Consider the following 25,981-nt stretch of genomic DNA (forward strand, 5'->3'; position numbering starts at 1 on the left):
CCGAAAACAGGCGCTTTCGCTCTTGGCGCTTAACTTCGTTCCAGCTATGTTCTGCGCATGGAAACCACTGTTCTTACACTGATCATCGTCGCTATCGCCGTCCTTGCAGGGCTCGCCGGGGGGTACTGGCTCGGCGGCCGCCCGGCTGCCGACCTGCGCGAAAGACTATCCGCGCATGAAGGCGAGGCGAAAGAGCGCAAGGGCGAATTCGAGAAAGCGATCGCAGAGCTCGGTGATGCCCGGATCGAACTTTCGGCTGCGAAGGAGCGGGCGGCCAGCGCCGACCGCTTGTCCGAGGCGCTCGACAAGCTGCGTGAGGAAAACGCCGCGTTCAAGGCCGAGCGTGCCGGTTTCGAAGAGCAGAAACGGCTGCTTGAGGAAAGCCGCGAAAAGCTGCTCAAGGAATTCGAGAATACCGGCGCCAAGGTGTTGTCGGCAGCACAGGAAAAGCTTCTCGCTAGCGCGTCCGAACGCTTCGGCCATGCCGAAAAGGCGTCCGAGGAAAAGCTAAAGGCGCTGTTGTCGCCTGTGGGCGAGCGGCTCAAGAAATACGAGGAGCAGGTCGAAACGCTCGAAAAACAGCGAGTCGATGCCTTCGGGCGGCTTTACCAGCAAATCAGCGAAATGCAGCGCGGCCAGGAAGAGGTCCGGCGCGAAGCGCAAAGGCTCGGCAATTCACTCACGAACGCTCCAAAGGCGCGCGGCAGATGGGGTGAGCGTGCACTCCAGAACGTGCTCGAACAATGCGGATTGGCCGAGCACACCGATTTTCACCTCGAGCATTCGATGGATACAGACGAGGGGCGGCTGCGTCCCGATGCGATCGTCAATGTGCCGGGTCAAAAGCGCCTTGTGATCGACGCCAAGGTTTCGCTCAATGCCTACCAGGCCGCCTTCGAGGCCGAGGATGAGGACGAACGCAAACGTCACCTCGACCTGCACGCGAAATCGATGCGCAACCATGTCCAGACGCTGGGCAGCAAGGGATACCAGAACCAGTTTGACGATGCGCCCGATTACGTGGTGATGTTCGTGCCGGGCGAGCATTTCGTTGCCGCAGCGCTCGAACACGATCCCGAATTGTGGGACTTTGCCTTTCACAACAAGGTGCTGCTCGCAACGCCTACCAATCTCGTCGCGATCGCGCGCACCGTGGCGCAGGTCTGGCGGCAGGACACGATCGCGCGCGAGGCGATGGAGATCGGGAAGGCCGGAGCGGAATTGTACGATCGCCTCGCCGTCGCGGCCGAGCACATGAAGCGCGTGGGCGGCGGGCTCGATACGGCGGTCAAGAACTACAACAAGTTCGTCGGCAGTTTCGAGCGCAACGTTCTGAGTTCCGGACGCCGGCTGGCCGACAAGGGAATCGAGATCGGAAAGCGCGAGATCGAGGAAGTGCCCGAGATCGAGACTCTGCCGCGCTACACCGCCGAAGATGCCGAACAGCTCGAAGACCAGCGCGACGCGGCCGAGTAGCTCGGCTCACACTAGTCAAGAGCCGCGAGCACCTCGTAGGCGAGCACCGCGCCTGCCACTGCGGCATTGAGCGAATCGGCGCGGCCTTTCATCGGCATGGTCACGCGCAGGTCGCATTCGGCCTCGTACGCTTCGGGAAGGCCTTGGGATTCGTTGCCAATAAGGATGAAGCACGGCGCCTGATAGGACGCGCCGCGATAGGGCACCGCATCGCGTAGGCTCGCGGCGACAAGCTGGCCCGCTCCGCCGCGCAGCCACGGCACGAACTCGTCCCAGCGCGCGCGGGCGAGAGATTGCGTGAACACCGCGCCCATGCTTGCACGCACGGCTTCGGCGCTGAATGGATCGGCGCAATCGTCGATGAGGATCAGCCCGCCTGCACCTACCGCGTCGCCCGTGCGCAGCATGGTTCCCAAGTTGCCCGGATCGCGCAGGTCCTGTGCCACCAGCCAGATCGAGGCAGTATCGCGCTCGATCCGGCCGAGCCCTGTATCCCATTCGTCGAACACGCCGACCACGCTCTGGGCGTTGGACTTGCCGGTGACCTTGGAAAGGATGTCGGGCGTGGTGGTGATCACCTCGCCGCCCGCATCCCCGATTGCGTTCTCGAGCTTCGAAAGCAGGGGGTGCGGGTCGCGCCCTTCGGCCATGACCAGCTGGCGCGGCATGCGCCCTGCCTGGCGCGCATCCTCTAGCAGGCGCAGGCCCTCGACGAGGAACTGGCCGGCACGCTTGCGGTGCTTCTTGTCCCTCAGGCTGCGCCAATATTTGACCGTGGGGTTCGAAAACCCCGTGATGTGCCGCGCGCTCACTCTTCGCCGAAGCCGTCTTCGACCAGTGCCGCCAGTTCTTCGAGCACGGGTTCGCAATTCTCGCCCTCGACGATCAGTTCGACCGTATCGCCTTTGGCTGCGCCGAGCATCATGAGGCCGAGTATCGATCCGCCGGCGGCCTCGTTGCCGCCCTTGGCAACGCGCACGCTCGCGCCTTCGGGAAGGGCGCTCACCGCACCGACGAATTTCGCGCTGGCGCGGGCGTGGAGACCGCGCTTGTTGACGATCTGGACCTGTTTGCGTGCCTGGCTCACCGTTCAGCCCCCGCCGCTCGCCTTGCGCGCGGCATTGTCCGCTCCGAGCAATTCGCTCGCCACGGTGATATAGTTGCGGCCCGCCGATTGCGCGGCCTCTACCGCGTCGACAACGTCCATCGACTTGCGTGCGCCGGCGAGGCGGATCAGCATCGGCAGGTTGATGCCTGCGATCACTTCGACGCGGCCTGCCTCGAGCAGCGAGATCGCGAGATTGGACGGCGTACCCCCGAACAGGTCGGTAAGGATGATTACGCCTTTGCCGCCATCGACGACGTCGATCTTGTCCGAGATTTCTGCGCGGCGCTGTTCCATGTCGTCATTGGGACCGATGCACACCGTCGCAATGCCGGCCTGCTTGCCGACGACATGTTCCATCGCTGCAACGAATTGTTCCGCAAGGCGGCCGTGGGTAACCAGGATCAAACCGATCATACGAGCGTTTTCAGTCCGTTAGTTCCTGCGGCCAAGCGCCGCTGTCCCGAGTGCCACCATCGCGGCAACCTGTCGATCTCCCGGGTGATAATCCGGTCAATCACCTTGCCGTTCGCCTTCGATTTCGTCGGCTGCTCGCGAGGCCAGATTGCGGTGGCGGACAGTGGGCGAAAATCCCGCATCGCGCAAGTCCCGCGCCATCCGCTCGGCGGTAAAGACCGAGCGGTGGCGCCCGCCGGTGCATCCAAAGGCGATGTGGACGTAGGATTTGCCCTGGCTCGCATAGCGCGGGAGAAGGTCGACCAGGAGATCGCGGATCTTCTCGTAGACCGGTGCAAAGCCGGGATCGCGCTCGATATGCTGGCCGACTTCCGGGTCCTGTCCGGTCTTCTCGCGCAGCGCCTCGTCCCAGTAGGGATTGTCGAGGAACCGCATGTCGAACACCAGGTCGGCGATCGGTGGCATGCCGCGGGCGAACCCGAAGCTCGACACCGTCAGCGTCATCGCCCCGCTTTCGCCAGTCTCGAACAGGTCGCGCACATGGGCCTGGAGCTCGTTGCTTGCCATGGCCGAGGTGTCGATCACAACTTCGGCCCAGCGCCGCAGCGGTTCGAGAAGTTCGCGCTCGGCGGCGATGCCTTCCTTGACCGGGCGCCCGTCCGACATCGGGTGGCGACGGCGGGTCTCGTTGTAGCGGCGCTCGATCTCGTCGCCATCGCAATCGATGAACATGAAAGTGAGCGCGATGTCGGCGCGCGCGGCAAGATCCTTGACCAGTGCGATGATCTCGGCCGGTACGAAGCCGCGGGTGCGCGAATCGAATCCGATCGCCAGCGGCGCGCGCGGCGTATCGCTGGCATGGCCCGGATCGGTCACCAGCCGGTCGAGCAGCCGCACGGGAAAGTTGTCGATCGTTTCCCAGCCGAGATCCTCGAGCACGTCGAGAGCGGTCGATTTGCCCGCACCCGACATGCCGGTCACGAGCAGCAGGCGCTGTCGCCGATCGGCTTGCGAGGGCAGGGGCGCGTTGGCTTCGGTCATACCGGATGCTTTTCTCGCGTCCCGCAAGGCGGTTGGGAAGCGCAAATTTGCCCGCTGTCCCGATTGCGCGCAGCCATCATACGAACACCAAGGCGTGCAGTCGCAGCGCGGCGAGCGCGCGCTCTGCAGGAGCGATACTTCCCGGATCGAAGCCGAGCCACGGGATGTCGATACCGCAGATCGTGCGCACGGCACCGGGCTGCGGTAACCGGGTGACCGGGCCATCGAGATCGAGCACGAGCGAGAGCGGGGCAGGGGCGCCCAGCGGCATTTCGGCGATCCCGATGCCGTGAATTTCGAGCTTTCCGGAGATATTGGGCGGCGGTGACACGATGACATGCGCGCCATCGCGCGACAAGGTCAGCGCATCATCGCCGATCAGGTCTGCGCCCCGGTGAATGAGGGCAAGAGCGAGTGACGACTTGCCGCTTCCCGAAGCGCCAATGATCATCAGTGCGCGGCCATCGATCGCAACCGCGCTTGCACCTGCCATGACATTTTCCAGAGGCTCTGCATCGCCGCTCATGATGCCGCCGGCAATCGCAGGCACAGGCAGGCGCCCTGCTTCCCATCGGGACGGTCGGTCGCGTCGAGCGCACCGTCATGCGCCTCGGCGATAGCGCGGGCAATTGCGAGGCCCAGGCCCGAATGATTGCCAAAGTCCTCGGCATCGGGTCGAACCGAGTGGAAGCGCTTGAACACCTTTTCGCGCGATTCGACGGGGATGCCCGGGCCCGAATCGCACACGGTCAGGGTCACCCAATCGCCGTCATTGGCGATCTCGACCTCGATCGCGGCATCGCTCGGCGAAAACGATACCGCGTTGTCGAGAAGGTTCTCGACCACCCGTTCGAGCCGGGCACCCACGCCCGAAACGCATGGTTGGCGGCCGCGAACCGCAAGCACGATCTGGTGATCGGCATTCTCGGCGCGGTTTTCCCGGCTGCCGATGATCGCGCGCACCAGCGCGGCAAGGTCGATATCCTCGCGGGTCGCGCGGCTCATCTCGGCATCGATCCGGCTGGCATCGGAAATCTCGCTCACCAGGCGATCGATCCGGCGCACATCATGCGTGATGATCTGCTGGAGCTCGCTGCGAAGGTCCGGGTCATCGACCTTGGGAAGCGATTCCACCGCGCTGCGCAGGGATGCGAGCGGATTCTTGATCTCGTGCGCGACATCGGCAGCGAAGCTGTCGACCGCGTCGATCCGCTGGCGCAGCGCGGTGGTCATGTCCGAGACAGAGCGGGCAAGCTGGCCGATCTCGTCGCTGCGTTCGGGCAGGCGAGGGACCTCGACATCGCGTTCGCGCCCCTGTCGCACGCGCTGGGCGGCGCGCGCCAGCAATTGCAGCGGCGAGACGATGGTGCGCGCAAGATAGAGCGAGAGCGCCGCCGACGCGATCAGTACCAGCAGCACCGCGAGCACGAGGGTCGAACGCGCCTGCCGCACGCTTTCGGTGATATCGACCGCGTTGCGCACCGTCAGCAGCGTCGCCCCGTTGAGCCCGACCGGAGCCGCAGCGGTGATTACCGGGGTTCCGTCGCGCCAGTCATAGAGCCGGACCTGGCTCAGTCCCTCTTCGCGCGCGACCACCAGTTCGGGCCAGGCATCCGCGGTCTGCGCCTCGGGCTCGACGAAATCGGGCACCGCTTCGGCGCTGACGATGGTGTCGACCGTGCGGTCGAGCCAGCGGGCCCAGCGCTGGTTCCAGTCATCGTCATTGATGTCGTCAAACTGAAAGGCGGGTTCCGCAAGAGCGAAGCTGTCGGCCCAAAGACGCCCTTCGGCATCGAACATGCGCATCCGCATGCGCTGTTCGCGCCCGATCTGGACCAGCAGCGCCTCCTGCCTTTCGCGGGTCGCGCCGGCCAGCGCCTCGGCGGTGATCTGCGCCTCGATCCGGGCGAGCTTGAAGCGCTCCTGGATCAGCTGGGTGCGGTAGATGTCGAGATAGAACAGCCCGCCCGAAAGAAGAGCCAGCGGCAGGATATTGACCACCAGGATGCGCGCCGTCAGCGGGAAACGACCGGTGAGGCCCAGCCGTGTGCCGGTCCTTGCGCTTGCGGGCAGTTCTGCGGGTTGATCTGACGCGGGCGCGCGGGCGTTGGTATCAGCCATCGGTATAGCTGTAGCCTGCGCCATAAAGCGTCTCGATCGCGCCGAATTCGGGATCGACAGCGCGGAATTTGCGGCGCATCCGCTTGATGTGGCTATCGACCGTGCGGTCATCGACAAAGACGTCGTCGGGATAGGCGGCATCCATCAACTGGTTGCGGCTCTTGATCACGCCGGGGCGCGCGGCGAGCGCTTCGAGAATGAGGAATTCGGTCACGGTCAGGCTCACCGGCCTGCCGTCCCAGGTCACCTGGTGGCGCGCGGGGTCCATGAACAGCCTACCGCGCTCGATACGCGGGTGCTGGTTGGCGACAGGCTCCGCGTCCTGGCCGATCGCGCGTTCGGGTTCGGCGCGGCGCAGGATCGCCCGGATGCGCGCGGTCAGGAGCCGGAGGCTGAACGGCTTGGCGATGTAATCGTCTGCACCCAGTTCGAGCCCGACCTCCTCGTCTGCCTCGTCGTCCTTGCTGGTGAGGAAGATCACCGGAAGCGCGCTGTGCGCACGCACGCGGCGCAGCAATTCCAGCCCGTCCATCTTGGGCATCTTGATATCGAACACGGCAAGATCCGGCGGGTTCTCGATCAGCGCGCGCAGGGCGGTCTCGCCATCCGAATAGAGCCGGGTGACGAACCCCTCGGCCTGCAAGGCAATCGAGACCGTGGTGAGGATGTTGCGATCATCGTCGACCAGCGCGATCTCGAACGCGCCGCGCTCGGCCGGGTTACGGCTGGCCGGGTCGGCTGTCTCGTCCGGCTTGGTCTGGCTCGCTTGCGTATCGGTCGTCATTGCCGGTTTCGTGGTTCCTCGCACGGGAAGAATGGGCAGGCGCACGGATTAGCCGCTTAGCTGGCAAGGCACAATCACACAGCCCTTTTGCGTAGCGCATGGCGTCCGGGCAGCCATGCCGCCGGGCAGCCGGTTTGACCGGGGCGCGGCGCACTACTATGCCGCAGCCCAGGGACGGGCGATGCGCGCGGCAACGAATCGCTGCGCTCGGTGTTCGGACGCGGCGGTGCGCGCGGGGCCTGATCCCAGACATATGCAAGTGACCCCTCGTCTCTTTTCAGGAGTATAACCGTTGATCCCCCTCGCTCATTCGCTCGATGCCCAGGGTATCGAAACCAAGGCCGAACTTCGCACCAATCTGGGGACAGCACAGCTGGTCGAAGCTTCGCTCGCAGCCGGGGAAGGCGCGCTGTCCAGGCATGGCGCGCTGGTCGTGCAGACCGGGGCGAAGACCGGGCGCAGCGCGAAGGACAAGTTCATCGTGCGCGACGAGACCACCGAGGACACCGTGTGGTGGGGCAAGGTCAACAAGTCGATGAGCCCCGAACATTTCGCGGCGCTCAAGGCCGATTTCCTCGATGCGGTCGGCGCGAAGGACACGCTCTATGTCGCCGACCTGTTCGGCGGCTCGCAGCCCGAACACCGCGTCAACGTGCGGGTCATCAACGAGCTTGCCTGGCACAACCTGTTCATTCGCACCCTGCTGGTGCGCCCGACGGCCGGGGAACTGGCCGATTTCGCGCCCGAATACACGATCATCGACCTTCCCAGCTTCAAGGCCGACCCCGAGCGCCACGGCACCAATTCGGAGACGGTGATCGCGGTCAACCTGACCGAGAAGCTGATTCTCATCGGCGGCACTCGCTATGCCGGCGAGATGAAGAAGAGCGTGTTCGGCATTCTCAACTATCTCCTCCCGGTCAAGGGCGTGATGCCGATGCACTGCTCGGCCAACATCAGTGCCGACGGCAAGACCGCCGTGTTCTTCGGCCTGTCGGGCACCGGCAAGACCACGCTTTCGGCCGATGCCAGCCGCACGCTGATCGGCGATGACGAACACGGCTGGTCGGACACCGCGGTCTTCAACTTCGAAGGCGGCTGCTACGCCAAGATGATCCGCCTGTCCGAAGAGGCCGAGCCCGAGATCTACGCCACCACCCGCCGGTTCGGCACGGTGCTCGAAAACGTGGTCATGGATCCGCAGACGCGCGAGCTCGATTTCGACGACAACTCGCTCGCCGAGAACACCCGCGGCGCCTATCCGATCGATTACATTCCCAACACCTCCAAGGACAATCTCGGGCCGGTGCCCTCGAATGTCGTGATGCTCACCGCCGATGCCTTCGGCGTGCTGCCTCCGATCGCCAAGCTCACTCCTGAGCAGGCGATGTACCACTTCCTCTCGGGCTACACCGCCAAGGTCGCCGGCACCGAGATCGGCGTGACCGAGCCCGAGGCCACGTTCAGCACCTGTTTCGGCGCGCCCTTCATGCCGCGTCACCCGAGCGTCTATGGCAACCTCCTCAAGGAGCGCATCGCCAAGGGCGACGTGCAGTGCTGGCTTCTCAACACCGGCTGGACCGGCGGCAAATACGGCACCGGCAACCGCATGCCGATCAAGGCGACCCGCGCGCTGCTCAATGCCGCGCTCGACGGGCACCTCGACGGGGTCGAATATCGCGAAGACCCCAATTTCGGCTTCGCGGTCCCGGTCCATGTTCCCGCCTTGGCCGAACAGGGCATCGACCAGTCGATCCTCGACCCGCGTTCGACCTGGGCCGACAAGGCCGAATACGATGCCACCGCGGCCAAGCTCGTCCAGCTGTTCATCGACAATTTCGCCGAGTTCGAGGCGCATGTCGACGAGGGCGTTCGCAAGGCTGCCCCGGCCAACGCCTGAGCCATCGCATCGGGCCGGGCGCCGCGAGATGCGCGCCCGGCCCGAGGCCGGTCAGTCATCGCGCGCAGCGACGCAAAATTCGCCCAGCACAGCGCGGTGATCCGAACCGTTGTCTGCGAGGATGTCGAACCGGCTGACGGTGACATCGCCCTTGACCATGATCTGGTCGAGCGGCCAGCCCAGCGGCAAATAGTCGCTGGGGAAAGTGGGGTGCGTGCCGCGCCCGATGCGCGGGTCGCGCCAGCCCTGGTCCTCGCGGAACCTGCTGGTGGTCGATGACCACGGCACGTCGTTGAAATCGCCCATCGCGATCCCGCCGGCAAAACCGCCTCCCGCGGCTTGCGCGGCGCGAAGGATCGAATTGTCGCGCTCCTCGGTGTTCTGGCCGGGAAGCGGCGCGCGCGGATGCACGCCGACGAACTCGATCGCATCGCCGGTGTCGAGCTGGAGAACCGCGAACAGGGTCGGCGTGTCCTCGCCCTGGCGTTCGACGATGTCGGTATCGACCACCGGCACGCGGCTGGCAAAGACCTTGCCGAAAGTGTCGGACTTGGGAAGCGTGCGCAGCGTCGGATAGCCCGAGAGCGCGGGGACGAGCGCATCGACCCAGGCCTGGTCGGTCTCGGTCAGGAAGACGATATCAGGATCGTATCGCCGGATCTGGGCGGTCATCGCGGGAAAATCGCGGTTGTCCATCAGCACATTGGCCGAATAAGCGGTGAAGCATGTGGCGTCGGGGCCGGGGCGTTCGAGCGTCATCTCCTCGGGCGCGAAGCTCCAATAGGGCCAGACCTGCCAGACCTGGATTACCAGCGAAGCACCGAACAGGGCCGCGAGCAGGCGGCGCGAACCCGCGCCGAAAAAGATCGCCGCAAGGCCGAGAATCAGCAGCACGAAGGCAAAGGGTTCGCGCACGAGGTCAAGCGCGCGCACGGCCCAGAAATCGGTGGGGATGAACGAGACGAGCGAGAGCAGAAGCGCGATGCCGCCAAGCCCGATCCAGAATTTTTGCCAGAATGTCATATGGCTAGAACCCCCGGACTGGCGGCGCGTTCCCCCGCGGGCCGGCGCGTTACACTTATATACTTGCATCGCGCTGCCGAGCGGGCAGGATCGCGCAAACTTTGATGGAGACAACAGATGAGCTTACTTGACGGGATCCTGAAGAATATCGGCGGCGCGCCCGACGACGTGGCCAATCTTGCCGAGAAGATCGGGATCGATCCGGCCATGGCCGAAAAGGCGATCGCGGTGCTCGGCCAGACTCACCAGATGCAAGGCGACACGGTCGAACTTGCCGCGCAGAAGACCGGGCTCGACACCGGCACGCTGTCCTCGATCGTCGAACAGATCGGCGGCGAAGGCTCGCTTTCGAGCTTTGCCTCGATGCTCGACCGAGATGGCGACGGCAACCCGCTCGACGATATTGCCGACATGGCCTCGGGCCTGTTCGGGCGCAAATAGGCGACAGAACAGGCGAATCGCGCCTGCCGAAGGGCGGGCTCGGTTCGTCGTGCGCCAGCCACGGCTGGAACACATGGAACACTGTCCTGGCGCAAAAAACCAATCGATCACAGATCGCTTTTTCGATCGGAAAATTCGATCGGGAAAAGGTGATTATAGGCGCGTGTGACGAACATGGCCGCAAGGCTAGCCAGCGCGCGGCGGGTAGGAAAATGCGAGACGGGCGCAGGCGCCAGGCCTGCCGCATCCGATCAGCGCGGATTGTCGAGCGCGTCGAGATAGCTCCAGATCGCGCTCACCACCACGCTGCCTTCGCCGACCGCGCTTGCCACGCGCTTGACCGAACCGGCTCGCACGTCGCCGACCGCGAAGATGCCCGCGGTCCCCGTCTCGAACGGCGATGACTGTCCCGCATCCGCGCCGCTGACGAGGAAGCCTTGCCCGTCGGTTTCGACCAGCCCTTCGAGCCAGCCGGTATTGGGCGCAGCACCGATCATCACGAACATGGCGCGGGTGTCGAGCCTGCTTTCGCCTTCGGGCCCCTTGAGCGTGACGCCTTCGAGCCAGTCATCGCCGTGCAGCGCGCTGACCTCGCTCTGGAAATGGATCGTGATGTTGTCGGCCGCCTCGAGCCGCTTCGACAGGTAGCTCGACATGTATTCGCCCAGGCTGTCCTCGCGCACGACGAGGTGGACCCGAGCTGCGCTGCGCGACAGGAACATCGCCGCCTGGCCGGCCGAATTGCCGCCGCCGATCACCACCGCATCGGTGCGCGCGCAAAAGCGGGCTTCCATCTCGGTCGCGGCGTAATAGATGCCTGCGCCTTCAAGCTTGCGCAGGCGCGGCAGCGGCAGGCGGCGATATTGCACCCCGGTCGCGACCAGCACGGCGCGCGCGCGGATCGTGTCGTCATCCTCGTCGAGCCGGGCGAGGAAACCGCCATCTGTGCATTGTTCGAGCGCCACGACCCGGCGCGGCATGACGAAGCGCGTGCCGAATTTCATCGCCTGGATCTGGCCGCGAAAGGTGAGGTCGGTGCCGCTGATCCCGGTGGGAAAGCCCATGTAGTTCTCGATCCGGCTCGACGTGCCCGCCTGCCCGCCGACCGCCATGTCCTCGACCACCAGCGCCTCGAGCCCCTCGGACCCTGCATAGACCGCCGCGGCAACGCCGGCAGGGCCGCCGCCGACGATCAGCAGGTCGAACTCGCGCTGCGAACAGATGTCGAGATCGAGGCCGAGGAACTGCGCGACCTTGCGCGGGGTGGGATCGTCGAGCTTCTCGCCGGTGCCGAGGATCACCGCGGGCTTGTTCCCGGCCAGTTCGCAGGCTTCGATGACCTCGCTGTCCTCGCCTTCCATGTCGTAGCTAGCAAAGGGGATGCGGTTGCGCGACATGAAGCGTTCGACCGCCTGAACGGCCGGGTCGCGATCGGCGCCGAGCAGAGTGACCACCGCGCTGCTCATCTCGAACTGCGCGCGCCGCCGCGCGGCGAAGACGGTGATGATGTGATCGGACAGCTCGGGAATGCGGCGCATCAGGTCGAGCACGCCTTCGCGCGGGGCCTCGATCACCCGGGTCGCGCAGACCGCGCGCATGCACAGGTAATGCACCCCGCGATTGAGAAATCCCAGCTCGCCCATGAACTGGGTGGGGCCGAGCGTGGATTCGATCAGCCTCCCGCCGGTCTCGGGATCGACCACCTCGATTTCGCCTTCGAGGACATAGACGAAGCAATCCATCGGGTCGCCGATCTCGGCGATGATGTCGCCCGCCTCGTACCGGCGCTCGGTCCCGATTTCGCTGATCGCCTCGACATGCTCGTCGGCGAGCGGCACGCGCCGCATGGTTCCAAGGTCTTCGCCCAGCTGCTCCACGGCTCAGCGCCCCTGTCGCCATGCGGGCGCGCGCAGGGTCATCCGCGCGCGGTCGCAATATAGCGATCGACCGTCTTGCCCACGACATCGAGCGGGGCATTGCCGCCGAGGATGACCGCGGTGTTGAACGCCTTGAAATCGTAATCCGCGCCCAGTTCGGTCTTGGCCCGCGCGCGCTGGCGCACGATTTCCGAATGGCCGATCTTGTAGCTGCACGCCTGTCCCGGCCAGCTGCAATAGCGATCGACCTCGCTGGCGACTTCCTCGGCCTTGGAGCCGTTGCGCTCGACAAAGAACTGGCGCGCCTGATCGCCGGTCCAGCGCTTGTCGTGGAGACCGGTATCGACCACCAGCCGGCAGGCGCGGAAGGCGAGGCTCTGGAGATAGCCGAGCCGGCCGACCTTGAAATCGTCATAGGCGCCCAGTTCGTCGGCAAGCTGTTCGCCGTAGAGCGCCCAGCCTTCGGAGAACGCGCCAAAGGCGAGGATCGAGCGGATCAACGGCAGTCGGTTCGAATATTCGCCCTCCCAGACATGGCCGGGAATGCTTTCGTGGAAGGTGAGGTCGGGCAGGTCGTATTTGCGGTGCAGGTCGGTGGTGCGCAGGTTGATCCAGAACCGGCCCGGGATCTGGCCGTCCTTGCTGCCCGCGCCGCCATAGGCGCCGGGCGCCCCGGCTTCCTCGTTCACCGGGATGCGGCGCACTTCCATGTTGGGATCGACAAGCTGGTTGAAGGCGCGCGGCATCTGGCCCTTGATCCAGTTTATCTGTTCCCAGATGAAATCCATGATTTCCTGCCGACCTTCATCGCCCGGAGCAAACTTGTAACGCGGGTCGCGGCTGAGCGCCTGCATCCGCTCGCCCACGGTGCCTTGCGTGTAGCCGATCTCCCTGAGGATCGGGTCCATCCGCCCGTGCAGTTCGGCAAGCTCTTCGAGCCCTTGCCGGTGGATCTCGTCGGGGCTGAGCGAAGTGGTGGTCGAGGCGCTGGTGGCCCAGGAATACCATTGCTCGCCATCGGGCTGCGACCACATGCCCGGATCGCTGTCGGCCAGGCCGCGCTGGAACTTCAATTCGGCGAGCTGGCGCTTGAGCGCGGGGACGATCTGGGCATCGACGATGCCGATTGCCCGAGCCGAGGCGGCGTTGGCGGCGTCCATCTCGCTGGTCAGCAGCGGGGCGGCATAGGCGCCGCCATTATTGGTCGCATCGAGGATATTGGCTTCCATCTGCGCGATCGTCTTGTCGAGCAGGAAATCGGGCGGGACCACGCCCTTGGCGCGCGCTTCGGCAATGCGTTCAAGTTCGCCGTCGAGTACCGCGTCGACCTCGTTCAGGCGGCCGAGATAATATTCGACGTCCTGCGCATCGCGCAAAGGCTGGGTGGCGGCGAAGAAGCGGGGAAAATCGATATAGCCGCCGACATTCTGGATCACGAGATAGGGCGCGTTGCGCCACGAGCCCACGGCGACCTCGCCATAGGGCAGGGCCATGCCTTCGAGCGCGGAGGAAAACGCGCTTTCGACCACTTCGAAGCTGGTGCGCTGGTCGGGCGAGAGCGGCTGGTCGGCAAAGCTGCGAGCCGTGGCCAGCCCCTTGCGCAAGGTCTGGCGGTAGGCCTCGCGGCCCGCCTCGCCGGTTGCGCCGAACGTGCCGCGCCAGTCGGCATAGGTGCCGGTATCGACCCCGAGCCCGGTCGCGCGGCCCGGTTCGTGGCGCAGCATGTCGTACGCGATCGCATCGAGCGCCTTGTCGGCGGCATCATTGGCAAGCGCATTGCCGGCACTGCCGGGATCGTAGGCGACCCCCGCGCAGCCGGGAACGAGCGCCAGAGCGGAAACGCCGCCAAGCCCGTAAAGGGCCTGGCGGCGCGTGAAATTGCTGTTGTTGTCGGTCATGCGAGCGGTGTTAGCCCGCTGCGATGCCGAGTCAACACAAGCGCTGCGAGTGCGTGCTGGCGCGTGCTGGCGCGTGCTGGCGCGGGCGCGCTCAGTCCTTGAGATGCGCGGGCACCACGCCGCCCGACTTCGCGATCTGGTCGATCACCTGGTCGTGCAGCTTGATATTGTCCTCCGCGCTCCCCGAATAATCGGCATTGCCGAGCTCGCGCGCGAGCTGTTTGCGGTTGTCGTAGCTGGGGTCGATCTTGACCAGTTTCATCAGGTCGACGATCGAGGTCTTCCAGTTGAGCTTGTCCGCACCGGGGATATTGGCGATCCTGCGTTCGACCTCATCGCGGCTGATCGCGGCGCGCGCTCTGGGGCCTGTGGTGGCCTTGGCCCTGGGCGTGCCTTCTGTCGGCTTGGGCTTGTCGTCCTCGTCCTTGCCGAAGATCGCTTCGCTGATCGAACTGAAAATTCCCATCATATCCTCCTTCTTGCGTCTGCTTCATCAACCTCGCTAGGACAGCGATGTTCCAGCGACAGGCGCGCGCGGCAAGCGCCGGGCTGTAAAAAGAGGTAAGATCAAAGCGCGATGCTCGACGTGGTTCTCTCGATCGTGATGCTGGCAGCCCTGCTGCTGGTGCTGGGTGCGTTTGCCTTGTGGCGGCGCACGGGCGAGGCGAAGCAGCCTGCGCTGATGGTGCTGCTGGCGCTGATCGCGATCGCAAACGTGCTGATCTGGACGATCCCGAGCGACGACGGCTCCTCGCCGATCGAACAGGCCGAAGCGGGCGGGCGATAGACCCGCGCCGCTCCACGCCGCGCCGCTCCGGCAGCCTTTCGCCCTATTCGGGGATCTGCCAGCGCACGTTCGAGCTGTAGCGACCGGCAATCGCATTGCCCGACCCGTCCTTGGCCGCCTCGAAACGCGCGCGGCGTTCGAGCAGGCGGCAGGTCGCCTCGTCGAGCGCGGCATGGCCGGTCGAGCGGGTAATGCGGCAATCGGTCACGCGTCCGCGCGCATCGATTTCGAGCGCGAAGCCCGCGCGCCCCGAATATCCGCGATTGATCCAGCTGGGACGGTAATCGTCATCGGTGATCCAGCGTCCCGGATTGCCGCGCGGCACGGCAGCGACGGGTTCGACCATCGGGGTGGGCCGCACTTCGGGGACGCCGAAATCGACCGGGCCGACCGGGCCTATTCCCTCGTCGAGACCGGGCAATTCGGTCACGGGGGCGGAGGGCGCCAGTTCAAACTCGAACGGGGTGTCGGGCCGGGTGATGACCGTGTCGGGGGCGGCAGGCGTGGGCGCCGCGGGCGCGGTGCGATCAGGCTCGACCAGGTCGGGTTCGACCACTTCGGGCAGCGGGTAGTTGACCACGTTGGGATTGGGAAGCGGCGTCTCGATCACGACATTGACCGCGAGCCCGGCGATCAGCACCGCGGCAAAGGTGCCGGGAACGCCAAGCGCTCCGAGGATGGCGGCGGGGTTGGGGCGGCTTGCCCTTGTGACATAGCTCATCAGGGGTCTCCTCTCGCAATGAGAGGGCAATGTTACAACATAACATTCTCACCGCAAGACCTTTCGCGTTGCATCGCGCAACCCAAGCTCACCGGCTGGACGGGGAGAGGCGCGAAGGAGGCGGCCGCAAAAGCGCCGTCCCCCGCGCCTTCCGGATCACTTGATCGGACAGTCGGGCGACAGCCGGAAGTCGAGATAATTGTCCACGCTCGCCATCATCTCGTCCATTTCGTTCTCGAAGAAATGGTTCGCGCGCGGGATCTCGTCATGGTGGATCGTGATGTGCTTCTGCGTGCGCAGCTTGTCGACCAGCTTCTGGACCGCGCTCGGCTGGACCACGGTATCGGCCGCGCCCTGCACGAAGATGCCCGAGGCAGGGCAGGGAGCGAGAAAGCTAAAATCATACATGTTCGCAGGCGGCGCGATCGAGATGAAACCGCGCACTTCGGGGCGGCGCATCAGCAATTGCATGCCGATCAGCGCGCCGAAGGAATAGCCCGCAACCCAGGTGGTCTGCGCTTCGGGGTGGATCGACTGCACCCAGTCGAGCGCGCTCGCGGCATCGGACAATTCGCCGATCCCGTTGTCGAACGACCCTTGCGAACGGCCCACGCCGCGAAAGTTGAAGCGCAAGGTGGCAAAGCCGCGATCGGCAAAGGTCTTGTAGAGCCGCTGCACGATCCGGTCATTCATCGTGCCCCCGCCTTCGGGGTGCGGGTGGAGGATCATCGCGACCGGCGCGCGCGGGCGCGGGGGCGGAGAGAAACGGCCTTCGAGACGGCCCTCGGGACCGGGAAAGATGACAGACGGCATCATTTTACCTTGTGCATGGGTTGCGCTTGCGTACCGGCTGGCACCAGCGGTTGCGCGCTCTATATAGGCACTTGAACCGCAGCGCAATTTTTTAAGAATCGTTCTCAATAAGGCTTCCTTGTCCCAGCAACGCATCTATCTCGACCATGCCGCCACCTCGCCGCTGCGCCCCGAAGCACGCGCCGCGATGGAGCAGGGCTTTGCGCTGTGGGCGAACCCGTCCTCTCCCCATGCCGAGGGGCGCAAGGCCAGGCAGGCGCTCGAGGATGCGCGCGATCGGATCAAGCGCGCGCTGGCGTGGGATGGCGAGGTGATCTTCACCAGCGGGGCGAGCGAGGCGCTGGCGCTGGCTATGGGCCGGGCCAAGCGTGCGCGCAGGCTGATCAGCGCGACCGAGCACGATGCGGTCTTCCGCGCTGCGCCCGACGGCGAAGTGGTGGCAGGCGACACGCGCTTCGGGCCCGATGCCCTGCTCGCGATCCAGCACGTCAATTCGGAAACCGGCACGATCAACCCGGTCACCGCGATGCTGGACGAGATCCGCAAGAGCGCGACCTGGCTGCTGTCCGATTGCGCCCAGAGCGCGGGCAAGCTCGACCTTCCCGCTGCCGACATGCTGGTCGTCTCGGCGCACAAGTTCGGCGGTCCGATCGGGGCGGGCGCGCTGCTGGTGCGCGATTTTGCCATGCTCGAACCGGTCGGCGGGCACGAGCGCGGTTACCGGCAGGGGACCGAGAACCTGCCCGGCGCGCTCGGCATGGCCGCCGCGCTCGAAGCGGGGGACTGGGTGACGAGCGCCGATGACCGCGCTGACTTTGCCGCGGCGCTCGCCGATCACCGCCTCGCGATCGGCGAGCAGGTCGATTACATCCTTGCGCTGACTCACCCGAACCTGTCGGCACAGGCGCTCCTGATCCGGCTCGACGCGCATGGCTTCGCGGTTTCCGCCGGAAGCGCGTGCTCGTCGGGCACGCTCAAGAAAAGCCGTGTGCTCGACGCATTCGGCGTGTCGGACGAGCTTGCCGCGCGCACGATCCGCGTGAGCATCGGCTGGTCGACCACGCCTGAAGAACTTGAAAAGTTTGCAGAAGCGTGGAGAGCGCTGACATGATCTATTGCGACTACCAGGCCACCACCCCGCTCGCCCCCGAGGCGCGCGATGCGATGCTGCGCTGGCTCGACGGGCCCGAAGGCACCGGCTTTGCCAATCCGCACAGCCCGCACAAGCTCGGCCGGCAGGCGAATGCGGCGATCGAAGTCGCGCGCGAGCGGGTGGCGGCGCTGCTGCCTCCGGGCGGGCGAGTGATCTTCACCGGCAATGCCTGCGAGGCGATCAACCTCGCCATGCGCGGCAGCGGGACGGGCGGGCGCGTATCGGTCTCGGCAATCGAGCATCCGGCGGTGTTCGACACCGCCAGGGCGCTGGGCGGCGAACACGTGCTCAATGTCTCGAAGGAAGGGCAGTGCAACACCGCGCAGGACCTTCCCGCCGACACCCGCCTGGTCGCGGTGATGGCAGTCAACAACGAGATCGGGACCATCCAGCCGACGATCGACTGGCACCGCAAGGCCAAGGAAAACAACGCCTTGTTCCTCATCGATGCGGTGCAGGCCTATGGCAAGGTCGAGATCACCCAGGCCGACATGATCGCGATCAGCGCGCACAAGTTCCACGGACCCAAGGGCGTGGGCGCATTGTGGGTGCGCGACGGGATCGAGCTCGATCCGCAGATCACCGGCGGATTGCAGGAAGGAGAGCGCTCGGGAACATTGTCGCCGGCATTGGTCGCGGGCATGGGCGCGGCAGCCAAGCTCGCGCACGAGCGCATGGCCGAAGACCGCGAGCATGTCGGGCAGTTGTGGGACTGCGCGCGCGAGCTGTTCGCCGACTGGACGCTCAACGGCAGCGAGACCGCGCGCTACAAGGGCAATATGAACATTCGCCGCGACGGCCTCGATGTCGCGCGGCTGATGAGCGAGTGCCGCGGCGTGATGTTTTCCGCCGGCAGCGCGTGCGCCAGCGGATCGGGCAAGACCAGCCGGGTGCTCAAGGCGATCGGCCTGTCGGACAAGCAGGCGAAAAGCTCGATCCGGCTGGGCTGGGGGCGTTACACCTCGATCGAGGATATCGAGAAGGCGGCAAAGGCGATCAACGCTGCTGCCAGGGCGCAGGGGCTGTGAGCCTCACGGTCACCTTCGTCGCGCCCGATGGCCGCAAGGTCGCCTGCAAGGCCGAGCCGGGCGACAACCTGCTCGAAGTCGGACAGGCGGCGGGTCTCCCCCTCGAGGGGACCTGCGAGGGGCAGATGGCCTGTTCGACCTGCCATGTCATCGTCGCTGCCGAATGGTTCGACCGCCTTGCCGAGGCGAGCGAGGAGGAAGAGGACATGCTCGATTTCGCCGCCGGCGCGCGCCGCACCAGCCGGCTGTCGTGCCAGATCGACCTCACTCAGGACCATGACGGGCTGACCGTATCAGTGCCTGCCAGCAGCAATGACGTTCGGAGAATGTGAGATGAGGTTGGCAAGCCTTCTGGCCGCCGGCGCGCTGGCTCTTGGCACGGTTTCGCCCGCCAGTGCCGAAACGCCTGCTGCGGTGGTCGAACTGCATGACTACGAAAATGGCGAGGCGTTGGTGCGCGAACACTTCGCCCGGCTTTTCACCGGCGAGAAGCATTCGGTCTACCAGGCCGATACCTGCACCGCGAGCCAATCGCTTTACGTGGCACCGGGCGGCACGCGCGACACGCAGCCTGTGGCGATTGCCAAAGTGATGCTCCTTGGCGATCCGGGCGCGCTCGAAACCAGCCCGGCTTATCTCGTCGAAGGGCATCGCACGGTGCGGATCAGCGGTCGCGAAACGTCGCTTCCCTGCGTCTGGCTCGTCCATTTCCGCGGCAACCGCGTGCGCGCGGTGCGCGAGGCGGCGGACCTGCGCTATCTCCTGCCGCGCGGCTGACCCATAAGAAAACCCCGCCGCGCTTGGAGGAGCACGACGGGGCACTTGCCACCGACCGACCCCAAGGGGGGAAGGTCAGGAGCCGGCCGTGACTTCGTCCTTGAAGGTCGATGTCAGACCATATGTCAGTAAAACCGATCAGGCCGGTTCGAGTTCCGCATCCGCTTCGATCAGCGCGTCCTTGAGCGCTTCGACGAAGGCGGGGATGTCGTCGGGGTTGCGGCTGGTGATCAGGTTGCCATCGACCACCGCGGGCTTGTCGAGGACTTCGCCCCCGGCATTTTCGAGGTCAGTGCGGACCGAGGGCCAGCCGGTGACTTCGCGTCCGTCGATCAGGTCGGCCTCGGCAAGCAGCCACGGCGCGTGACAGATCGCCGCGATCGGCTTTCCTTCGCTGTCGAAATCCTTGACCAGCTCGATCACCTTTTCTTCCATCCGCAGGATATCGGGGTTCATCTGCCCGCCGGGCAGAAGCAGCGCGTCATAGTCGGACACCTCGACATCCTTGACCTGGCAATCGACCGCGACGCTGTCGCCCCAGTCGCCGTCTTCCCAGCCCTTGATCTCGCCCTCCTTGATGCTGGCGACGGTGGTCTTGTGCCCGGCTTCCTCGAGCATCTGCTTGGGGCCGGTGAGCTCTGACTGTTCGTATCCGTCAGTGGCGACGATGAGAATGTTCTTCATGCTGGCTATCTCCTGTAATTCCTTTGCCTCATCAACGTCTCGCCACAGGCGGTGTTCCGTGCCTCTGGGCGCGCCGTTGCGCAATCGCGCCGAGCCGTGCGGTGCTTCCTCCCGCCGAGGGGGCAAAAAAGCGGCGATGACTGTGGAAAGCGCTCTCCCTCGCAGCCGCGCCGCTTGCTAAGCGGGAGCCATGTCCGATCCCGTAACCACCGACTCTCCCGATCCCTTCGACGCGATCGTCGATGCACCCTTCGATGCTGCCCTGTCCGAGCGCTATCTCGTCTATGCGCTCTCGACGATCACCGCGCGCTCGCTTCCCGATCTTCGCGACGGGCTGAAGCCGGTTCACCGCCGCCTGCTGTGGACCATGCGCCAGCTCAAGCTTGCACCCGACAGCGGTTTCAAGAAATCGGCGCGCGTGGTGGGCGAGGTGATCGGCAAGTATCACCCGCATGGCGACACCGCCGCCTATGACGCGATGGTCCGGCTCGCGCAGGATTTCTCGCTGCGCTATCCGCTGGTCGAAGGGCAGGGCAATTTCGGCAATGTCGATGGCGATAACGCGGCCGCCTACCGCTATACCGAGGCGCGGCTGACCAGGACCGCGATCCAGTTGATGGAAGGGCTGGATGCGGGCACGGTCGATTTCATTCCGACCTATAACGGCGAGGAACACGAGCCCGAACTGATGCCGGGCCTGTTCCCCAACCTGCTCGCCAATGGCGCGAGCGGGATCGCGGTCGGCATGGCAACCAATATCCCTTCGCACAATGTCGCCGAAGTGATCGACGCGACGCTCGAACTGATCGACAACCCGCATGTCGAGCACGAGCGGTTGATGGAGCTGATGCAGGGGCCGGACTTTGCCACCGGCGGCCAGCTTGTCGACAGCAAGTCGGTCATTTCCGAGGCCTATCGCACCGGGCGCGGCAGTTTCCGCCTGCGCGGCCTGTTCCACGCGCCCGAGGCCGACAAGGCAGAAGATATCGAGGCGGGGATCGAGCGACTGGGCGGCGGGCAATGGCAGCTGGTCATCTCCGAGATCCCCTACCAGGTCGCCAAGGGCAAGCTGATCGAACAGATCGCGCAGGCAATCGCCGACAAGAAGCTGCCGATCCTCGAGGACGTGCGCGACGAGAGCGACGAGGCTATCCGCATCGTGCTTGTCCCGCGCAGCCGCAATGTCGATCCCGAACTGCTCAAGGAATCGATCTTCAAGCTGACCGACATGGAAACCCGTTTCGGGCTCAACATGAACGTGCTCGACGCGACCCGCACCCCGATGGTGATGGGGCTGAAGGAACTGCTCGGCCACTGGACCGCCGCGCAGATCGAGATTCTCCAGCGCCGCACGCGCCACCGGCTCGACCAGATCGCCAACCGGCTCGAACTGGTCGAAGGCTACATCATCGCCTTCCTCAATCTCGACCGGGTGATCGAGATCATTCGCACCGAGGACCAGCCCAAGCCGGTGATGATGGAGGAATTCAAGCTCACCGACCGCCAGGCCGAGGCGATCCTCAACATGCGGCTGCGCAGCTTGCGCAAGCTGGAGGAAATGCAGCTCAGGCAGGAAAAGGACGACCTGCTGGCAGAGCAGGAGGAGCTGCAAAAGCTGCTCGACAGCCCGGCGCGCCAGCGCACCCGGCTGAAAAAGGACCTGCGCGCGCTTCGCAAGGACTATGCCGAGGATACCGCGCTCGGCGCACGCCGCACCCGCATCGCCGAGGCCGCGCCCACGGTCGAGTTTTCGATGGACGCGATGATCGAGAAGGAGCCGGTGACCGTCATCCTGTCGCAGAAAGGCTGGATCCGCGCGGCCAAGGGGCACGTCGATCTCGCGCAGGAATTCAAGTACAAGGAGGGCGATGGCCTCGCCTTCATCCTCCACGCGCAGACCACCGACAAGCTGCTGATCGCCGGCAGTGACGGGCGCTTTTATACGCTGGGGGCGGACAAGCTGCCCGGCGCGCGCGGTTTCGGCGAGCCGGTGCGCACCATGATCGACCTGCCGGCAGAGGCGAGCATCGCGGCGATGCTGGTGCACCGGCCCGGCGGCCGCCTGCTTCTCGCCTCGTCGAACGGAAAGGGTTTCATTGCCGAGACGCAGGAACTGCTGGCCGAGACCAAGAAGGGCAAGCAGGTGGTGAACCTGAAAGGCGACGCGGTGCTGCGGGTGATCCGCGAAGTGCCCGAAGGCCACGACCACGTCGCCGCGGTCGGCGAGAACCGCAAGCTGATCGTCTTCAATATCGAGGAAATGCCGGTCATGGCGCGCGGGCAGGGAGTGATGCTGCAACGCTATCGCGATGGCGGCCTGTCGGACGCGACGACTTTCCGCCTCGAGGACGGCCTGAGCTGGCAGATGGGCGGTTCGGGCGAACGCACCCGGACCGAGACCGAGATATGGCAGTGGAAGGTCGCGCGCGGTGCCGCAGGCAGGCTCCCGCCGCAGGGTTTTCCGAAAGATAACAGGTTTTGATCGGTTTCGCTCGCCCATCCGGGCGAGCGTCCTCGGTGCCGTTCCTTCGCTTCGCTACGGGCACCTGCGGGCGCGCAGTCGCGCTTTGACTGCCGTGACCAAGGGCCGCGATGGTCTCACCAGCGCCGCCCAAAAACAAAACCGCGGCCACCATCCCCGGTGACCGCGGTCTCGTTCAGGTCCCGTCGGACCCTTGCGAACTGAAAAAGTTCTTAGCTGGCGTCGGTTTCGACTTCAGCGGCAGCCGTCATTTCGGCTTCCTTCGCCGCGGCCTGGGCCGGGGTCAGGATTTCGGCGCCTTCAGGCACGGCCACGGTGTTCGCGGCGAGCTGTTCGGCCGAATAGAGCGCCATCAGCATCCCGTCATGCGCGGCAAATGCGTCGCGCGTCAGGGTGACGATGCCTTCGTCGTTCTTGACGATGACGGTGCCTTCGGCGTCGACCGTGTAGATCGTGCCCGAGGCGACGCCATCGGCGCTGGTGACGACCGCGCCTTCGACGAGCGCTGCGTCACGCGCGGCGTTCGCCTGTGCGACCTGCTGGTCCATCATGCCGTTGATCTGCGCCTGGGTGGCGTTGACGGTCCACTTGCCTTCGCGCTCGGCGAGAAGGTTGGCGGGAAGCGGCGCTTCGTGCTTGCCGGTATCGACGGTGACAACGCCGCCTTCATTGGCGGTGACGGTGCCGATCGGCGCGTCGTCATTGCCGAAAACGGTCGTGCCCACATCCTGTGCATTCGCAGCGATCGGGGTCACAGCCATGGCGGTGGCCAGGACAGCCAGCTTAGCAAACTTCATAACAAATACTCTCCAGTTTCTGATCTCGAAAGGCCACCACGGATTACGGGGCCACGGTCGAGCCGAAGGTTGGATCGGACCGGGAAGCCAAGTTCCCGACGATCCCTTTCGGCCCTGCCAGGCGCAACCACGACCGAGGGGCCGAAACACGCGCGGGCGTCCCTAATGGGGGATAGGCCTGATGACAAGGTGTCGGCCTGTGAGAGTGTTCTAGCGCAGACCGGCTGAAGCTCGCCTTAACGTAAGCGTCAGGTGGCAGAGAGCTCTTCGTCGAGCAGTTTCTCGACACGGCCGGCATCCGGGAAACCCTCGGCAATCCAGCGGTTCTCGACCGCCTGGAGCACGCGGGCGACCTGCGGACCGGCGGCCACGCCGCGCGCGACGATGGCCCCGCCCTTGAGCGGGAATTGCGGACGCTGCCAATCGGCGAGCGGGCGCGTGTCCCCGCCAAGCAGTAGCAGCCGGTCGACCGCGAATTCGGTCCCGATTCGGTAGGCGAGCGCGTGCCGGTCGGCGCTGTCGGGAGCCTTGCGCTCCGCCGCCGAGACCAGTCTTGCGCGCTGTGCCCTCGACAGCCTCAGCCGCGCCGCGACCGCTTCGGCGATATCGGGCGAGGGCGGGAGGAGGGCTGCCAGCCGGCGCAGCGGATCGGGCGCGACGTTCTGTTCGGCCTCGCGCGCGACGAGAGTGCCGAGCGCTGCGACCTGTCCCGGCCCGGCTTCGGGCAGGACCACCTGCAGCACGCCGCGCGCGCGCATCCGCTCGGTGGTCGGATGCGGGTCGGGCAGGGCGAGCAGAGCGAGGATCTCGGCCGCGATCCGTTCGCGGCTCAATCCTTTGAGCGTTCCGGCCATGTCCGCGCAGGCTTCTTCGGCCGCGTCGTCGAGCTGCGAACCGAACCGCGCCTGGAACCGGTAATAGCGCAGGATCCGCAGGTGATCCTCGGCGATGCGTTCGCTCGCCTCGCCGATGAACCGCACCAGCCGCGCCTCGAGATCGGCAAGCCCGCCGAAAAAGTCGCTGATCTCGAGCGTTGCAGGATGGGCGTAGAGCGCGTTGATGGTGAAATCGCGCCGCGCCGCATCCTCGCGCCATTCGGTTGCGAAGGCCACGGTCGCGCGCCGCCCGTCGGTTGCGATATCGCGGCGCAGGGTGGTGATCTCGACCGGCCCGTCATCGAGCACCGCGGTCACCGTGCCGTGATCGATCCCGGTCGGCACGGTGCGGATGCCGGCCTCGCGGCACAGGTCGATCACCCGGTCGGGTGTATGCAGCGTCGCGCAATCGACATCGCGCACCTCGGCGCCGAGCAGCGTGTCGCGCACCGCGCCGCCGACCCAGCGGATGTCGTCTTCACCCAGTGCAGCGGCCAGCGCGCGCAAACCTGCGCGGCGGGGCCAGTCGGCCTTGGTGAGAGCGTTCATGTCCACGTCTTGCCCGCTAGCCGCATCCGCCCCGTTCGGGCAAGCTCATCGCGACCCGGCCTTCCGGGCAAAGTCGGCAAGCGGAATGCGGCGCGCGAGATTGGCGATGATCGCTGCGGTCACGCCCCAGATCTTGTAACCGCCATAATCGAGCTCGAGATAGCGCCGCGTCTCGCCGCGCCAGAAGACCTCGTTCTCGGTCCAGCTGCCCTCGTCGAGCAGCAGCGCGAGCGGCGCTTCGAACCAGGCCTCCACCTCGACCGGGTCGGGGTTGAGAGAAAGGCCGTCGGGCACCACGCAGAGCACCGGGGTGACCGAAAAGCCGGTCCCGGTCTGGTAGAGATCGCTGGTGCCGATGACGCGCACTTCGCCCGGCGGCAGGGCAAGCTCTTCCTCCGCTTCGCGCAGGGCGGCACCGACCGCGTCCTCGCCCGGCTCGATCTTGCCTCCGGGAAAGGCGACCTGGCCGGGGTGATCGCGCATCGAGTGGGGGCGCTGGGTGAGGATGACGCCGGGTTCGTCGCGGTCCGTCACCGCGATCAGCACCGCGGCCTGGATCGGCGCATCGGTGCGGGCAAAGCGGCTGTCATCGCGCAATCCGGTCACCTCGCGCGCATGGCCCGCCTCGAACAGGGCGGCGAGGTGATCGAACAATGCGCTCATGGCCTGAGCGAGAACTCCATCCCGTCGCTCGTGACCGTCCAGCCATTGTCCTCGTCGGCGCCTTCGTCGAGCGCGATCTGCGCCAGCTGCTCCCAGGTCGAACGGTTGAGTCGCGCCTCCACCCCGCGGCGCACGTGGAGATAGATTGCGGGGCTTTCCGGCTTGCCCGCCGCGCGCAGGCGGTGTTCAGGGCCGGCCACCACCAGCTCGTCGGTGTTGAGCCGGAAGGCGAGATTGCCCTCCTTGCGCTCGCAATCGACCGCGATGAAGGCCGCGTCCTCGACCTCGATGCTCAGCTTTTCGAACGGGCTGACGAGCCAGTGCTGGCCGGTTTCGCCGTTATGGGTGATGTCGCGGGTGAGCAGGCCGGAAAAGGCGCGCACCATGGCCGGGCGCGTGATCGGGCCATTGTCGTGATACCAGGTGCCGTCGGCGGCGATGCGCATATTGCTGTCCCCGGTCCGCTCGGGCTTCCAGCCCTCGACCGGCGGCAGCTTGCGGCTGGCGACCTGTTCGGCGATTTCTGCGAGCGTCAACTCGGCCAGTTCGGGTGGGGGTTCATATGGCAT

General features: G+C 65.6%; 27 protein-coding genes. 9 read left to right on the forward strand and 18 right to left on the reverse strand.

Annotated elements, in window-relative coordinates; translation table 11 throughout:
* Positions 1-57: 57 nt before the first annotated feature.
* Complete coding sequence (gene rmuC, locus ACKTSM_RS05575) at positions 58-1,476, forward strand: DNA recombination protein RmuC (protein WP_407876132.1); 1,419 nt, start codon at positions 58-60, stop codon at positions 1,474-1,476.
* Positions 1,477-1,487: 11 nt separating this feature from the next.
* Here rmuC and ACKTSM_RS05580 read toward each other — a convergent pair whose 3' ends face one another.
* The 7 genes from ACKTSM_RS05580 to ACKTSM_RS05610 form a co-directional block, all read right to left on the reverse strand.
* A complete protein-coding gene (locus tag ACKTSM_RS05580) occupies positions 1,488-2,288 on the reverse strand; it encodes a TrmH family RNA methyltransferase (RefSeq protein WP_407876133.1) in 801 nt (266 codons plus the stop codon).
* Positions 2,285-2,563, reverse strand: coding sequence for an HPr family phosphocarrier protein (locus tag ACKTSM_RS05585; protein ID WP_407876134.1), 279 nt, complete (start codon positions 2,561-2,563; stop codon positions 2,285-2,287). The genes ACKTSM_RS05580 and ACKTSM_RS05585 overlap by 4 nt, the downstream gene beginning before the upstream one ends.
* Before the next feature lie 3 nt (positions 2,564-2,566).
* Positions 2,567-2,998 (reverse strand): PTS sugar transporter subunit IIA, encoded by a 432-nt coding sequence (locus ACKTSM_RS05590; protein WP_407876135.1) that lies wholly within the window; start codon positions 2,996-2,998, stop codon positions 2,567-2,569.
* Between the two features lie 96 nt (positions 2,999-3,094).
* Complete coding sequence (gene rapZ, locus ACKTSM_RS05595) at positions 3,095-4,039, reverse strand: RNase adapter RapZ (protein ID WP_407876136.1); 945 nt, start codon at positions 4,037-4,039, stop codon at positions 3,095-3,097.
* 76 nt (positions 4,040-4,115) lie between these two features.
* Positions 4,116-4,589 carry an HPr kinase/phosphorylase gene (locus ACKTSM_RS05600; protein ID WP_407876137.1) on the reverse strand — a complete coding sequence of 158 codons (474 nt, stop codon included), beginning with the start codon at positions 4,587-4,589 and terminating at the stop codon, positions 4,116-4,118.
* Complete coding sequence (locus ACKTSM_RS05605; RefSeq protein ID WP_407876138.1) at positions 4,562-6,160, reverse strand: stimulus-sensing domain-containing protein; 1,599 nt, start codon at positions 6,158-6,160, stop codon at positions 4,562-4,564. The genes ACKTSM_RS05600 and ACKTSM_RS05605 overlap by 28 nt, the downstream gene beginning before the upstream one ends.
* Positions 6,153-6,944, reverse strand: coding sequence for a response regulator (locus ACKTSM_RS05610; RefSeq protein WP_407876139.1), 792 nt, complete (start codon positions 6,942-6,944; stop codon positions 6,153-6,155). The genes ACKTSM_RS05605 and ACKTSM_RS05610 overlap by 8 nt, the downstream gene beginning before the upstream one ends.
* Positions 6,945-7,236: 292 nt before the next feature.
* Between ACKTSM_RS05610 and ACKTSM_RS05615 the strand changes: the two genes are divergently transcribed.
* Positions 7,237-8,844, forward strand: a complete 1,608-nt coding sequence (locus ACKTSM_RS05615; RefSeq protein WP_407876140.1) for a phosphoenolpyruvate carboxykinase — start codon at positions 7,237-7,239, stop codon at positions 8,842-8,844.
* 51 nt (positions 8,845-8,895) lie between these two features.
* Here ACKTSM_RS05615 and ACKTSM_RS05620 read toward each other — a convergent pair whose 3' ends face one another.
* On the reverse strand, positions 8,896-9,867 hold the full coding sequence (locus tag ACKTSM_RS05620; protein ID WP_407876141.1) for an endonuclease/exonuclease/phosphatase family protein: 972 nt from the start codon (positions 9,865-9,867) through the stop codon (positions 8,896-8,898).
* A gap of 117 nt (positions 9,868-9,984) precedes the next feature.
* Here ACKTSM_RS05620 and ACKTSM_RS05625 point away from each other — a divergent pair, with 117 nt between their 5' ends.
* Entirely contained in the window at positions 9,985-10,308 is a 324-nt protein-coding gene (locus ACKTSM_RS05625; RefSeq protein ID WP_407876142.1) for a hypothetical protein, read from the forward strand.
* Between the two features lie 251 nt (positions 10,309-10,559).
* On the opposite strand, the gene ACKTSM_RS05630 is transcribed toward ACKTSM_RS05625, so the two are convergent.
* The 3 genes from ACKTSM_RS05630 to ACKTSM_RS05640 all read right to left on the reverse strand — a co-directional run bounded on the left by ACKTSM_RS05630 (position 10,560) and on the right by ACKTSM_RS05640 (position 14,552).
* On the reverse strand, positions 10,560-12,185 hold the full coding sequence (locus ACKTSM_RS05630) for an FAD-dependent oxidoreductase (protein ID WP_407876143.1): 1,626 nt from the start codon (positions 12,183-12,185) through the stop codon (positions 10,560-10,562).
* A 38-nt stretch (positions 12,186-12,223) separates the two neighbouring features.
* The gene (locus ACKTSM_RS05635; protein WP_407876144.1) at positions 12,224-14,083 is read right to left on the reverse strand and encodes a DUF885 domain-containing protein; all 1,860 of its coding nucleotides are present in this window, start codon (positions 14,081-14,083) and stop codon (positions 12,224-12,226) included.
* A gap of 91 nt (positions 14,084-14,174) precedes the next feature.
* Complete coding sequence (locus ACKTSM_RS05640) at positions 14,175-14,552, reverse strand: DUF3597 domain-containing protein (RefSeq protein ID WP_407876145.1); 378 nt, start codon at positions 14,550-14,552, stop codon at positions 14,175-14,177.
* A gap of 108 nt (positions 14,553-14,660) precedes the next feature.
* On the opposite strand from ACKTSM_RS05640, the gene ACKTSM_RS05645 reads away from it, so the two are divergent.
* Complete coding sequence (locus ACKTSM_RS05645; RefSeq protein WP_407876146.1) at positions 14,661-14,870, forward strand: hypothetical protein; 210 nt, start codon at positions 14,661-14,663, stop codon at positions 14,868-14,870.
* A gap of 43 nt (positions 14,871-14,913) precedes the next feature.
* On the opposite strand, the gene ACKTSM_RS05650 is transcribed toward ACKTSM_RS05645, so the two are convergent.
* Together ACKTSM_RS05650 and ACKTSM_RS05655 are read right to left on the reverse strand one after the other, a co-directional pair.
* Positions 14,914-15,591, reverse strand: a complete 678-nt coding sequence (locus ACKTSM_RS05650; RefSeq protein WP_407876147.1) for a TonB family protein — start codon at positions 15,589-15,591, stop codon at positions 14,914-14,916.
* 156 nt (positions 15,592-15,747) lie between these two features.
* The gene (locus ACKTSM_RS05655; protein ID WP_407876322.1) at positions 15,748-16,404 is read right to left on the reverse strand and encodes an alpha/beta hydrolase; all 657 of its coding nucleotides are present in this window, start codon (positions 16,402-16,404) and stop codon (positions 15,748-15,750) included.
* A 118-nt stretch (positions 16,405-16,522) separates the two neighbouring features.
* On the opposite strand from ACKTSM_RS05655, the gene ACKTSM_RS05660 reads away from it, so the two are divergent.
* The 4 genes from ACKTSM_RS05660 to ACKTSM_RS05675 are packed head-to-tail and all read left to right on the forward strand — an operon-like array spanning position 16,523 to position 19,362.
* On the forward strand, positions 16,523-17,515 hold the full coding sequence (locus ACKTSM_RS05660) for a cysteine desulfurase family protein (protein ID WP_407876148.1): 993 nt from the start codon (positions 16,523-16,525) through the stop codon (positions 17,513-17,515).
* Positions 17,512-18,585, forward strand: coding sequence for a cysteine desulfurase family protein (locus tag ACKTSM_RS05665; protein ID WP_407876323.1), 1,074 nt, complete (start codon positions 17,512-17,514; stop codon positions 18,583-18,585). Before ACKTSM_RS05660 ends, ACKTSM_RS05665 begins: the two co-directional genes overlap by 4 nt.
* Complete coding sequence (locus tag ACKTSM_RS05670) at positions 18,582-18,917, forward strand: 2Fe-2S iron-sulfur cluster-binding protein (protein WP_407876149.1); 336 nt, start codon at positions 18,582-18,584, stop codon at positions 18,915-18,917. Before ACKTSM_RS05665 ends, ACKTSM_RS05670 begins: the two co-directional genes overlap by 4 nt.
* A 1-nt stretch (position 18,918) precedes the next feature.
* Positions 18,919-19,362 (forward strand): hypothetical protein, encoded by a 444-nt coding sequence (locus ACKTSM_RS05675; RefSeq protein ID WP_407876150.1) that lies wholly within the window; start codon positions 18,919-18,921, stop codon positions 19,360-19,362.
* 138 nt (positions 19,363-19,500) lie between these two features.
* On the opposite strand, the gene ACKTSM_RS05680 is transcribed toward ACKTSM_RS05675, so the two are convergent.
* On the reverse strand, positions 19,501-20,046 hold the full coding sequence (locus ACKTSM_RS05680; protein WP_407876151.1) for a DJ-1/PfpI/YhbO family deglycase/protease: 546 nt from the start codon (positions 20,044-20,046) through the stop codon (positions 19,501-19,503).
* 190 nt (positions 20,047-20,236) lie between these two features.
* On the opposite strand from ACKTSM_RS05680, the gene parC reads away from it, so the two are divergent.
* Positions 20,237-22,528 carry a DNA topoisomerase IV subunit A gene (parC, locus tag ACKTSM_RS05685; RefSeq protein WP_407876152.1) on the forward strand — a complete coding sequence of 764 codons (2,292 nt, stop codon included), beginning with the start codon at positions 20,237-20,239 and terminating at the stop codon, positions 22,526-22,528.
* 212 nt (positions 22,529-22,740) lie between these two features.
* Here the strand turns inward: parC and ACKTSM_RS05690 are convergent, their stop codons facing one another.
* From ACKTSM_RS05690 to ACKTSM_RS05705, 4 genes are all read right to left on the reverse strand, one after another.
* Entirely contained in the window at positions 22,741-23,325 is a 585-nt protein-coding gene (locus ACKTSM_RS05690) for a hypothetical protein (RefSeq protein WP_407876153.1), read from the reverse strand.
* A 248-nt stretch (positions 23,326-23,573) separates the two neighbouring features.
* Entirely contained in the window at positions 23,574-24,749 is a 1,176-nt protein-coding gene (locus tag ACKTSM_RS05695; protein WP_407876154.1) for a CCA tRNA nucleotidyltransferase, read from the reverse strand.
* Between the two features lie 45 nt (positions 24,750-24,794).
* Positions 24,795-25,412, reverse strand: coding sequence for a CoA pyrophosphatase (locus ACKTSM_RS05700; protein WP_407876155.1), 618 nt, complete (start codon positions 25,410-25,412; stop codon positions 24,795-24,797).
* Positions 25,409-25,981, reverse strand: a complete 573-nt coding sequence (locus tag ACKTSM_RS05705) for a DUF1285 domain-containing protein (protein WP_407876156.1) — start codon at positions 25,979-25,981, stop codon at positions 25,409-25,411. Before ACKTSM_RS05705 ends, ACKTSM_RS05700 begins: the two co-directional genes overlap by 4 nt.

The sequence above is a fragment of the Qipengyuania nanhaisediminis genome, from assembly GCF_045862805.1.
GTDB lineage: Bacteria > Pseudomonadota > Alphaproteobacteria > Sphingomonadales > Sphingomonadaceae > Erythrobacter > Erythrobacter nanhaisediminis_A.